Origin of the sequence: Alteromonas lipotrueae, assembly GCF_019249255.1 — a bacterium.
GTDB classification, from domain to species: domain Bacteria; phylum Pseudomonadota; class Gammaproteobacteria; order Enterobacterales; family Alteromonadaceae; genus Alteromonas; species Alteromonas lipotrueae.
The window spans coordinates 26,675-37,898 of the sequence record NZ_JAESDJ010000012.1 but is presented as its reverse complement, the minus strand read 5'-3'; the positions used below and the strand labels follow the sequence as shown (position 1 = coordinate 37,898).

Genomic DNA, 11,224 nt, shown 5'->3' with positions numbered 1-11,224 from the left:
GCAATTATGATGAAATTATCTTTAGGTCTAAACCGCTTAAAAAGAACAACCCATCTACTTGCCGCAACTGCGCTACTGGCTATGCCAGTGGCGCATGCTGAAGAAGGGTTACACACCCCTTTTTCAGCAATGCTAACGAAATATGTTGCGCCTATTAACCCTGTTACCAATGGTGATGGAGTAGAAATTAAAGGCAGGAGCACAGAAGTTGATTATGCGGGTTTTAAAGCGTCGCAAACTGACCTTACTGCTTATCTGAAAAGTTTATCGGCAGTGTCGAAGGATACATTTAATCAGTGGGATAAAAACACGCAACTGGCGTTTTTAATTAATGCGTACAATGCGTATACCATCGATTTAATATTAACCCGATACCCTGACCTAACCTCTATTCGTGACATTGGGGGTTTCTTTTCATCACCTTGGAAGCAAGCTTTTGCACCACTGTTAGGTGAAAAGCGTACGCTTGACGGCATCGAACACGGTTTAATTCGTGAAAAAGGAGTGTACAACGAACCTCGCATTCACTTTGCCGTAAACTGCGCCAGTATTGGTTGCCCTGCATTACGTGAGGAAGCCTATGTGGGCGATAAGTTAGATGAACAATTAGAACAGCAAACCGTTCGTTTTTTATCTGACAATAGCCGCAATTATTACGATGGTAATACCCTACACATTTCGAAAATTTTTAGTTGGTACAAAGAAGACTTTGAAATGAAGTGGCGTGATTCATCAAGCTTAACGGGGTTTATCGCTCAATATGAGAATGCGCTTTCATTCAAAGATGGTTCGGCACTCGATGACAATGACATAAAAGCGATTCTGTCAGGGAAAAGCGACATTGAGTTTTTGGATTACAACTGGGCGCTGAATGACCAAGAGTAATTTATCGTTAGTGGCATTAGGCAGTTTGTTTTGTCTAATGCCACTGTGTATGTTCGATGCCCTAAGGATTAGTTTAAGAGGGGCTGCAGGTGTTCGTGTAGCTGTTGAAGCAGCCGTTCAAGTCATTGCTCGATTAGTGGCTCATATTGCGGGTCAGGTGACGGGCCTTTTAAAAGCCATTTTAAGCGTAATAACGACCGTAATGTTTACTATTACGTTGGCTTACGCACTTGAGCCCGCCCAAGCGCAGGCTCAAATAAATGCGGATGCTCAAACAAGTACTCAATTAAAAGATCAGCCTCAAAATCAATCACCAGCTTCAAATCAGATTTTAGGCGATGCGCCGACGGTGCAGTTCCATGCGTGGGGCGGTAGTGCTCAAGTGAACGGGTATATTCAGTGGGTAAGCCAGCAAGTAAGCAAGCAATATAATATAACCTTAAACCACGTGAAACTAGCCGACACCAGCGATGCGGTGTCTCGTGTACTTGCCGAAAAAGCCGCCGGTAATCATACCCAAGGTAGCGTTAACTTAATTTGGATTAATGGCGAAAATTTTGCCGCCATGAAACGCCATAATTTATTATTGAAAGACTGGGCAAATAGTATTCCTAATTTTGCACTCACTAATCCGTCTCGAAACCCTGCAATGATCACCGATTTTGGTATTGCTACCGACGGGCAAGAAGCACCGTGGGGCAAGGCGTCTATGGTGTTTTATTATAATCACCGATTTGTAGAAAAGCCTCCGCTGAATATTCATGAGTTACTTGCCTTTGCCAAGCAATACCCGGGTCGATTCACCTACCCAATACCCAACGATTATTTAGGTATAAGCTTTTTAAAGTATGCGGCTATTGCGTTAAATGAAGATCAACAGGGCTTGCTGTATCAGCTGGTAACTGACACTGCATTGGCGAAAATCACCCCCGCGCTTTTTGAATACCTAGATGCGTTGCATCCTCTGATGTATAAACAAGGGGATTATATGCTGCGCCAGGCTTCACAACTACAACGTTTAATGGGAACCAGCGAATTACTTTTGGCCTTTTCTTTTACCGCCGCAGAAATACCCAGTGCAGTAAATCGTTTTGACTTACCTAGCAGCATTCGTACCTATGCGATGGAAGACGGCAGCCTGGCGAACGTGCATTTCATAGGCATTACTTACAACACCGAAAATGTTGAAGCTGCTAAGCAGGTGGTGAATTTTTTATTATCTCCCCAAGCCCAAGCGAAAAAACAACAATTGGCAGTGTGGGGTGACGACTCAGTACTCGACTTTTCTATGCTTGCTGCTAACGACAAAGCGATGTTTAAACCTGTTTCGCACCACGTTTCTGCAATAAACAAAGAAGAGGCAGTGCCACTTTTCGCTGAGCCTCATAGCAGTTGGACAGATGCCATACGACAAGCATGGTTTGACCGTTACGGTGAGCGGTTCTAATGTCGGTGTTCTCACGATTCACATTGCTTCGCAGCATGACACTTTTTCAACGCATAACGCTGAGCGTACGGGTGCTACTTGTTTTGCTGTTAAGCCTGCCGGTATTAGCAGGGCTTGTTGGTGTGATGTTACCTGCTTTTGGTTACTTTCCCGCACTGGATGCGCATGATTTTACCTTCACTGTTTTTGCACAGTTATTGGCGATAGATGGCATGGGTAAAATGGTGCTGTTGTCATTTATCACAGGCTTGTCAGCCACCGTAATTTCAGTTGCTAGTGCCTTTTTACTGTTGGCGGTATTTTACCGCTCAGCCTATCTCAATAAACTGCAAACTTGGCTTAGCCCGTTATTAGTCTTGCCACATGCTGCAGCTGCCATTGCGTTATTATTCGTGCTTTCACCCTCTGGCTTCTTTTCGAGCATCGCGGCAAATTTTAGTAACATACTAAGTAGTATAGGAACCGATGAAGCAGCTAGTGTAGGTGGCGCTAGTACGCTATTACCGCCGATGTGGGCATTTCCGTACGACAGTTACGGCATCTCTATTATTATTGCGCTGGCCCTTAAAGAATTACCTTTCGTATTTTTAATGGCGATAACTGTGATGTCGCAGCCACATGTTAAACGTAAGTTCGATGGCTATTTTAAAAGCGCGACGGCGCTAGGTTACTCGCCGGTAACCGTATTCTTTAAAGTCATTTTCCCCACCGTTTATCCTCAAGCGCGTTTACCCATATTGGCTGTGTTAGCCTATGCCACGGCGAATGTGGAGATACCCTTGCTACTAGGCCCAAATAACCCGCCCACGCTAGCAGTGGCAGTGGTGCAATGGTTCAACCATGTTGATTTATCGATGCGCTTTCAGGCATCGGCAGCTGCACTGTTACAAGTAGCAGTAACGCTAGTAGCACTGTGTGTATGGGTTGTGGGTGAACACGTAGCAAAGTATGCTCAAGGGCGTTTCTACTCAAATGGCTTTAGGCACACAGGTCAAGTGTTTTCCTCGTTACTGGCGTACGCCATAGTTGCAGTTTACGCCGTGATAGTACTCTCGATAATCGTCAGTACCGTACTTTGGTCTTTTGCCACTTTTTGGCAGTTTCCTGCTTTTTTACCAGCAGGGTTAACCTTATTGCATTGGAAAACCACGCTTTGGGCACTGGCTGAGCCTTTCAATAATACCCTGTTGCTAGCCACGTTAGTGAGCGGCTTTTCGGTGATAGTCGCTATCATGGCGCTAGAAGCAGAAACGGTTAGCGGGCATGGAGACCATAATAGTAAACCTACGTCTTACTTTAACGGATGGTCAGGGGCGTTGTTGTCACTTACTTTGTTTTTACCACTGCTAGTGCCAGGCGTGGCCTTCTTATATGGCTTAGTATGGTTTCAATTAGCCTATTTTAACGAGGCCGTGTGGTTTCATTTATTTATTAGCCATCTTGTTTATGTATTGCCTTATGTGTTTATTTCGTTGGCGGTGGCTTATCGTAAGTTTGACCCTAGGTATGCGCAGGTAGCTTATGGCATGGGAAAAACACCATGGCAGGTATTTGTGAACATAAAGCTACCGTTATTGCTTGCCCCTATACTGGTGGCTTTTGCATTAGGGCTGGCTATTAGTTTCAGCCAGTATTTGCCTACCTTGCTAAGTACCGGTGGGCGTATTGCTACTGTTACCACAGAAGCGGTGGCCGCGGCATCGGGTAGCAGTGCTCGGTTGACTGCAGTGTATGTGATAGTACAAACGCTTATGCCCTTATTGGGCTTTGTATTGGCCTGGTGGTTGCCCACAGTTTGTTTTAACCCGATGGGGCGCTATTCGCTTCTACAAACACGGAAATCGAAATTATGACCTTGAAATTAGATAAGGTGAGTTTGTTTCGATACACAGATACCTTGTTTTCACTCGATGAAGAGATTAACCCAGGCGAAGTGCTTTCTATCATGGGGCCAAGCGGCTCTGGCAAATCGACCTTACTTAACGCAATTGCTGGGCAATTAACTGCGCCTTTTTCCATGAAGGGTAGTATATACATTAATGATAAGTGCATTAACGGCATGCCAGCTCATAATCGTGGGGTAGGCGTGCTATATCAAGACCCTTTGCTTTTTGAACATATGACAGTTGGGCAAAATATTGCGTTTGCATTGCCTAGCAATATGCTTGATAAAGCTTCGATTCATAATGCGCCTAGTAAAAAAACGTTATCAAGAGCGCAGCGTGATCAACGGGTGACTGAGATGTTAGCCGAAGTGGGGCTTGAAAGTTTACAGCATCGACCCGTACAGACCTTATCGGGCGGACAACAGGCGCGTATCGCCTTGTTGCGAACGTTGGCTGCCGCACCTAATGTGGTGTTACTCGATGAGCCGTTTAGTAAATTAGATGCTGCAACCAAAACTCAAATGCGAACTTGGGTATTTAGTCAGCTTAAAGCCCGTGGTCTACCCACCTTATTGGTCACGCACGATAGTGAAGATGTAGAAGCTGCCCAAGGGCGCTTAATTGAGATAGAAACATGTTAGATGCGAAAGTTACGCCTTTTATAAAGCCGCTGTTAAGACCCATGATTTTGGCGCTGAGCAAAGCCTGCGTTACCCCAAATCAAATTACCTTGGCTGGTTTTGTTATTGGTATGCTGTCGGTTCCTGCCATTATCAATGGGTGGTGGGCAATGGCGTTCATATGTATTGTTGCAAATAGAGTATCCGATGGTATTGACGGCGAACTTGCTCGCTTTCAGCAAAGTAGCAGTAGTGCAGGTGGCTTTTTAGATATTTGTTTAGACTTTTTATTCTACGCTGCCGTGCCGTTAGCGTTTGGTGTAGCAAACCCTGCCGAATGGGGTGTACCTGCGCTAGTGCTAATGGCCGCGTTTGTAGGCACGGGCAGTAGCTTTTTGGCCTTCGCCGTAGCCGCAGAAAAATTTAATATCGAAAAACCACAGTTTAAGAATAAGAGCTTTTACTATATGCAGGGGCTTACCGAGGGTACCGAAACCATACTCTTATTTTTAGCATTCTGTATATGGCCAGCGTATTTTCCGGTGTTGGCTTATGTTTTTGCGGTAGCGTGTGGCATTACCATCATCACCCGAGTTTACAGTGGTTTTACTACCCTTAAAGCTGTAGAAGGTATTGATGATTACTGCACTAATAAAGAGAAAGAGAAGCAATAGTGGATAACACTGCACTTGTACGAGTCTGTCTATTTTTAGGCATTTTCGTGATAATGGCTTTGCTAGAAGCATGGCTGCCTGCTAGGCAATCGGTATTGGGGCGAGCCAGCAGGTGGAAAGGCAACCTGAGTATGGTGGTATTAGGCGCGCTGTGCTCAAAAGTGGTGATGCCCGCCAGTTTAGTGGGTGTGGCTCTATGGGCGGATAGTACTAATGTGGGTTTATTTAACCGCGTAAGTTTGAGCCATTGGGTTGTGGTTGCGCTTAGTGTATTGCTGCTTGATGTGGTGATTTATTGGCAGCACAGACTATTTCATAAAATTCCTCTGCTGTGGCGTATTCATAAGATGCACCACGCAGACAGTCATGTAGATACCACCACAGGGCTTCGCTTCCATCCTATCGAAATTGTATTAAGCTTGTTCATTAAAGCGGCGGTGGTTATTGCGTTCGGTGTGCCTGCTATTGCGATAGTTATTTTCGAAGTTGGTTTGAACGGATTTGCCTTGTTTAACCATGCGAATATCCGACTGCCTCAAAAATGGGATGACAGAATTGGGATGGTTATCATTACCCAACGGCTGCACCGCATCCACCACAGCCAGACAAAAGCAGAGTCTAATACTAATTTTGGTTTCAGCGTCTCTTGGTGGGACAAACTCTTTGGCAGCTTCAAAAGCCGCGCAACCATGCGCGATGAAGATATTGCTATTGGCCAAAAAGAATACCCAGCAACAAACGATAATGCAGGCATAATAGCATTGCTGAAAATACCATTTAATCGCTAAGTTTTACGTGATTACTCTCTACAATAAGCCAGAAACCTTCAGAGCTAAATACACAGTCCCCAGCTGAATTATCATCCCTAGGCCAATAAACACACCGTCTCGGTTGGTCATGCCTATAGCGGTTAATGTTAGCGCAAAAGCAGGGAGTGCTACGGCGAAAGGAACAACCTCAAGAGGGATCATACACAATGATGCTATAGCACAATAACCTGCAACTATATTTTTCCATGGCGTTTTTGATAGTACTGTTAAACGTGGTTTTAACAGCCTCTCGGTTTTTTTAACGTAAGGTTTGGCTCTGTCTACCGCGTTTTCTAACTTGTCTTGTTTAATTTCTTGTTTAGTAATTTTATTTGGTAACCAAGGCGCACTTCTGCCTAAAGCAACTTGTATACAGATTAGAAAGAGGGTGATACCACATAAGGAAGGCACGCCGGGGATGGCGCCAGTAGGCAGTAGTGCAATTAGTGAAGGTATGAGTAGTAGTGGACCAAAGCCTCTGTCTTCGAAGCGAGCAATAATATCTCCTGCGCTTTGCTTTTTTCCTTCGTCTTCATCAACTAGCTTGTCCAAAAGCCCACTTATTGATTCATTCATGTTGACCCATTCGTAAGTTATCTCGCATCCTAAAGAATGACACTATGGTGAAACATAGTTGCTGTAATTTATTACGTAAGTTTCTTGCAATGGTTTACTGCAAAAATTGTTACATTCTGGACTATTGGCTAAGGAGCGTGTTTTACCAATATGTACTAAAGTAAAAGCTAATTGTTTAACTTCCCATAAGGGGGATATGTGAAGCCAAATGAAGGCATTGCATTGTTACGTCAACTCCCTACGTGTTTGTTGTTCAAGCGTCTTGGTGATACAGCGTTTGACGTAAGCATTGCATTTGCGCGTCAGTTTGGTGAGGCAGTGGTATCTGATGCGTTCTTAGACAGCCTGCGTTTTTTCGATCCTATTACTAAAGATGAGCTTTCTGGTAGCTATCATCCATTCGCTATAGCAGAGGAAACCTTGCACCTTTGCCAATGGGTACGCATTCAATCTTATGAAAGGGGGATTCAGTTTTTTATAGAAAGTGCGGTTATCACGGTCGGCGGCGTTAGCTTAGTGGTTATCAACGCAAAGGCGGTTCAAAATAATTTGTTTATCGCGCCGGAAGAATCTTCACCCGTGGGCAAACACATTACGTTTAATGGGCTACTTTCAACTCTATCTTCGCAGCTTATAAATACTACCAGTGACAAAGTAGATAGTCTTATAGAGAATATTTTAGGCGCGTTCGGTGAATTCTGCGATCTTGACCGCTGCTATTTATTCGAATTTTATGACGACAAAAAATTCGCCTGTAACACCCACGAATGGGTAGCTGCAGGGGTAACGCCTTATAAAAATGATCTTCAAGCGTTACCGATGGAAACCATGCCTTACCTTGATAGAAAGATTAAGCAAGATGGCCTTTTTAAAGTGAATAATGTGGCCTATTTACCAAGAGAAGCCGCGGGGGAAAAAGAGGAGTTTGAGCGAGAGCACATTTGTTCAATTCTTTGTGCCGCGATTGAATTGGATGAGGGCATTTTCGGTTTCATTGGCTGTGATATCACGGGTAGCCCTTATACGTGGCGTGATTATGATATTAAGTACTTAGAGCGTATCGCGCAGATGTTGGCTAACACATTACAAAACGCGCATAACGAACGGGCTCTGTATGAGGCAAAACAACAACTTATAGAAGCCAACCTCAAGTTGGCAAAGCTTGCCAATATCGATGGCTTAACCGGTATAGCGAACAGAAGGCTGTTTGACGATACATTGCAAAGCGATATACAAAGAAGCGTTCAGTGTAAAATGCCACTAAGCTTATTATTAATTGATGTCGATCACTTTAAAATTTACAACGATTGTTATGGGCATGTGGCGGGCGATCGTGTGTTAATAAAGGTTGCAGAAATACTGAAGGAAACCTGTGTTGGTAATGACGATGTAGTGGCAAGGTATGGTGGAGAAGAGTTTGCTGTCATCATGCCATTTACTGACATGAATTCCGCACTCAAAGTAGCAGAGCGTATTCGAAGCAATATTGAGCAAGCGGCCATTGTGTTCAAACAGTCAAGCTACAACAGCAGGCTGACGATAAGCTTAGGCGCTTCCACAATGGCATTTACTCATCCAGTGAGCCCTAATGAATTAATTCAGCGTGCCGATGCTGCACTTTATTTGGCTAAATCGCTAGGGCGTAATCGCGTCGATGTATGGGAAAACCGTGAAACAGCGCTGCGTTAAAACGTAAGCACCAGTTTTCCAATATGCGCTTTTTGTTCGAAGTCTGTTTGCGCTTGTTTTATATCTTCAATGGGGTAAGTTTTAGAGACAAGTGGGCCAATATCGCCTGCTTCAATGCGTTTCACTACGTTGCCAAATACCTCTTCACAAATCACAGTACAGCCCAGTAATTGTAAATCTTTTAAGTACAAGGTTCTAACATCTAAGGTTACGCTATGCCCACCAATAGCACCCGATACTGCGTAGCGACCAAAGGGGCGCATCATATCAAGTAGCTCAGGCCATCTTGGTCCTGCCACCAAATCGATAACAACATCAAACGGCTTATCTTTCGTATACGTTAACCAATTACAGTCGCGGGTTAGGGTGTCGTCTGCCCCCAGTGCTTTCAATGCTTCTTGTTTTGATTCACTGGTGATAGCCACTACAAAAGCGCCTCGTGCTTTTGCTAATTGCACTGCAGCAGAGCCAACGCCACCAGAAGCGCCAGTAACAAGCACCCTGTCTCCCGCCGCTACTTTAGCGCGGTGCAGCATGTTTTCAGCGGTAGAATATGAACATGGAAAGGAAGCAAGTTCGGCATCTGACATGGTTGTATTTACGGTATACGCATGTTTTGCAGCAACTTTTGTGTACTGTGCAAAACCACCGTCGCATTCAGATCCAAAATACCAAGGTGAAGGTAATTTAGCACCATCCGCTTCGGTTAAGCAGGGTTCTATCATTACCCGCTCACCAATGCGTGCAGTGTCTACTTCACTGCCTACAGCCACAATATAGCCGCATACATCTGCGCCCTGTATTCGAGGAAGTGCGAACGGTTCACCATTCCACGATTCCACGTCAGTGCCATCGTCCTTTGTGTACCATCCCTTGCGGGTATTTATGTCTGTGTTATTGACACCCGCGGCGGCCACTTTAATCACAACGTCGGTGGTAGCTGGAATAGGCAGGGAGAGATCGTGACGAAGACTAAGCGCATCAAGATCGCCATGGCGTGTAAGTACGACCCCTTTCATGTGTGAGGGAAGTTGTGACATAAATTGTCTCCTTTAAGATAAACCGTGTTCTACAAGTGTTTGATCTAACATAGCTTGCGTTGTGGTTAACGCTTCTTCGCCCATGGTTGGCCACGCAGCCGACATACCTTCATGCATAATGAAAAGTGAACGAGACAGTGATTCGCTTTGGGTTAAGTCGTAAAGCCATTGGCGTACGTCGGCTTTATGAGTATTTACGGCTGTGGTTATCTGTGTGTAGTTTGGGTAGCTAGATAAGGCTTGTAGTGACATGCATCCGTTAGGGGCGTATTGCTGTAGCCATAACGCCAAACGTGAAAAAACATGCTGTACTGCGGCTTTCATATCGTTCGGGCAGTCTGTTGCTAGAAATGATAAATACCGCTGGTGGCGATGGGTGAGCGCCCCAATGATCATCTCTTCCTTAGAAGGAAAGTATTTGTATAAGGTTTTTAGCGTAGTGCCTGTTTGTTCTTTTAACGAGGCGACATTAGGCTGGGTGAAGCCATTAACGCTAAATGCGTTTTCTAACCGTGCGGCAATGTCATTTTTTCGCTCATCGGGTGTCATTTTGATCTCCAATCTCTGGCCAACTTCTACGAGACGGGTAGAATATTTGCTCTACTTTAATGAGGTGAGGGTAGAGCAATCATTCTACCTTTGCAAGTCGCAGTATAAGATTGGGGAATATCCCTTCGTACACGGCCTTTTTTGAGTGAGTAATTTGCGCTGATTCGTGTCGTTATTCTGTTTCTGTTACCGTTTAGAGTAACCTTTCGATAAGTGATTGTTTATGGTAACTTTGTTAAATGTGATTATTTATAGTAACTTTATAACTAAGCAAACTAACTGCCGTGTAATATTGCACTTGTATAAAAACACAGGCAATCTGAGTCGTGTCTATGATGCAAGTTCGTGAACACGAGGGCAAACTGGCTAATGATGAACTAAAGCGAGCTGTCACCGAAAAGGGAAGGTATGGATAATACAAAAAAGCGGCAGGCGGTGATAACCGGTGATATCGCAAACTCACAGCAGTTAAGCGATACTGATTTAGCACATGTGTTACAGGTGCTAACCAACGAACTTAAAGCGCAATCTGCATTATACAACGGGCAGTACGACGTATTTCGTGGTGATGCTTTTCAAGTTGTCATACCTGAGCCTGAAAGTGCCATGCTTGTCGCCATTTGCATCAGGTTAGCATTAAAAGCCTGCACGCCGACTACAGATGTGCGTATTAGCGTAGGGATTGGTGGAGTAAGTTTTACTGATGGAAAAGTGAAAACTGGAAATGGTGACGCCTTCGTACGCTCGGGTAGGACGCTGGATAGTATGAAGTCCCAATTCCTCGCTTTTTCAAGCGACAATGAAGCGTTTAATAAACACGCAAGTCTATTGACTGCATTTGTCGATAGTCATATGACTTCCTTAACGCAAACACAGTCAGAAACGTTACTTGCCTATATTAAAGCAAAAGATAAAGGTCACGAAAGTATAGCGAATACGCTGGGGAAAACCCGTAGCAACATCACCCGTATTTTAATCGCGAGTCAATATCACCTAGTTAGTGATTATTTGCATTACATGGCAACAGAAGTGAAAACGGAGCAGTAAGC

11 protein-coding genes are annotated in these 11,224 nt (G+C 44.4%); 8 read left to right on the top strand and 3 right to left on the bottom strand.

The genetic code is table 11. The features are described 5' to 3' along the window. Positions 1-9 precede the first annotated feature (9 nt). From KYS23_RS15530 to KYS23_RS15505, 6 genes are read left to right on the top strand one after another with little or no spacing between them, the layout of a single operon-like run. Positions 10-885, top strand: a complete 876-nt coding sequence (locus KYS23_RS15530; RefSeq protein WP_420838762.1) for a DUF547 domain-containing protein — start codon at positions 10-12, stop codon at positions 883-885. Next, on the top strand, positions 872-2,332 hold the full coding sequence (locus tag KYS23_RS15525) for an ABC transporter substrate-binding protein (RefSeq protein WP_246604435.1): 1,461 nt from the start codon (positions 872-874) through the stop codon (positions 2,330-2,332). The genes KYS23_RS15530 and KYS23_RS15525 overlap by 14 nt, the downstream gene beginning before the upstream one ends. Then, complete coding sequence (locus KYS23_RS15520; RefSeq protein WP_246604433.1) at positions 2,332-4,185, top strand: ABC transporter permease; 1,854 nt, start codon at positions 2,332-2,334, stop codon at positions 4,183-4,185. The genes KYS23_RS15525 and KYS23_RS15520 overlap by 1 nt, the downstream gene beginning before the upstream one ends. Then, positions 4,182-4,859: an ATP-binding cassette domain-containing protein gene (locus KYS23_RS15515; RefSeq protein ID WP_159529923.1), complete on the top strand. Its 678-nt coding sequence runs from the start codon at positions 4,182-4,184 to the stop codon at positions 4,857-4,859. Before KYS23_RS15520 ends, KYS23_RS15515 begins: the two co-directional genes overlap by 4 nt. Next, positions 4,853-5,512, top strand: coding sequence for a CDP-alcohol phosphatidyltransferase family protein (locus KYS23_RS15510; RefSeq protein ID WP_159529925.1), 660 nt, complete (start codon positions 4,853-4,855; stop codon positions 5,510-5,512). The genes KYS23_RS15515 and KYS23_RS15510 overlap by 7 nt, the downstream gene beginning before the upstream one ends. Continuing rightward, a complete protein-coding gene (locus KYS23_RS15505; RefSeq protein WP_159529927.1) occupies positions 5,512-6,300 on the top strand; it encodes a sterol desaturase family protein in 789 nt (262 codons plus the stop codon). The genes KYS23_RS15510 and KYS23_RS15505 overlap by 1 nt, the downstream gene beginning before the upstream one ends. A gap of 18 nt (positions 6,301-6,318) precedes the next feature. Here KYS23_RS15505 and KYS23_RS15500 read toward each other — a convergent pair whose 3' ends face one another. Next, a complete protein-coding gene (locus tag KYS23_RS15500) occupies positions 6,319-6,897 on the bottom strand; it encodes an exopolysaccharide biosynthesis protein (RefSeq protein WP_159529929.1) in 579 nt (192 codons plus the stop codon). 198 nt (positions 6,898-7,095) lie between these two features. On the opposite strand from KYS23_RS15500, the gene KYS23_RS20940 reads away from it, so the two are divergent. Continuing rightward, the gene (locus KYS23_RS20940) at positions 7,096-8,586 is read left to right on the top strand and encodes a sensor domain-containing diguanylate cyclase (protein WP_159529931.1); all 1,491 of its coding nucleotides are present in this window, start codon (positions 7,096-7,098) and stop codon (positions 8,584-8,586) included. Here KYS23_RS20940 and KYS23_RS15490 read toward each other — a convergent pair. Both KYS23_RS15490 and KYS23_RS15485 read right to left on the bottom strand, forming a co-directional pair. Beyond that, the gene (locus KYS23_RS15490; RefSeq protein WP_218396358.1) at positions 8,583-9,626 is read right to left on the bottom strand and encodes an alcohol dehydrogenase family protein; all 1,044 of its coding nucleotides are present in this window, start codon (positions 9,624-9,626) and stop codon (positions 8,583-8,585) included. The genes KYS23_RS20940 and KYS23_RS15490 overlap by 4 nt on opposite strands. A gap of 12 nt (positions 9,627-9,638) precedes the next feature. Continuing rightward, positions 9,639-10,175: a TetR/AcrR family transcriptional regulator gene (locus KYS23_RS15485; RefSeq protein WP_159529935.1), complete on the bottom strand. Its 537-nt coding sequence runs from the start codon at positions 10,173-10,175 to the stop codon at positions 9,639-9,641. Positions 10,176-10,583: 408 nt separating this feature from the next. On the opposite strand from KYS23_RS15485, the gene KYS23_RS15480 reads away from it, so the two are divergent. Continuing rightward, a complete protein-coding gene (locus tag KYS23_RS15480; protein WP_218396362.1) occupies positions 10,584-11,222 on the top strand; it encodes a hypothetical protein in 639 nt (212 codons plus the stop codon). Positions 11,223-11,224: the final 2 nt, after the last annotated feature.

Coding starts and splice junctions, on each gene's coding strand:
- KYS23_RS15530 (WP_420838762.1), top strand. CDS start 10: ATGAAATTATCTTTAGGTCTAAACCGCTTAAAAAGAACAACCCATCTA.
- KYS23_RS15525 (WP_246604435.1), top strand. CDS start 872: ATGACCAAGAGTAATTTATCGTTAGTGGCATTAGGCAGTTTGTTTTGT.
- KYS23_RS15520 (WP_246604433.1), top strand. CDS start 2,332: ATGTCGGTGTTCTCACGATTCACATTGCTTCGCAGCATGACACTTTTT.
- KYS23_RS15515 (WP_159529923.1), top strand. CDS start 4,182: ATGACCTTGAAATTAGATAAGGTGAGTTTGTTTCGATACACAGATACC.
- KYS23_RS15510 (WP_159529925.1), top strand. CDS start 4,853: ATGTTAGATGCGAAAGTTACGCCTTTTATAAAGCCGCTGTTAAGACCC.
- KYS23_RS15500 (WP_159529929.1), bottom strand. CDS start 6,897: ATGAATGAATCAATAAGTGGGCTTTTGGACAAGCTAGTTGATGAAGAC.
- KYS23_RS15490 (WP_218396358.1), bottom strand. CDS start 9,626: ATGTCACAACTTCCCTCACACATGAAAGGGGTCGTACTTACACGCCAT.
- KYS23_RS15485 (WP_159529935.1), bottom strand. CDS start 10,175: ATGACACCCGATGAGCGAAAAAATGACATTGCCGCACGGTTAGAAAAC.
- KYS23_RS15480 (WP_218396362.1), top strand. CDS start 10,584: ATGGATAATACAAAAAAGCGGCAGGCGGTGATAACCGGTGATATCGCA.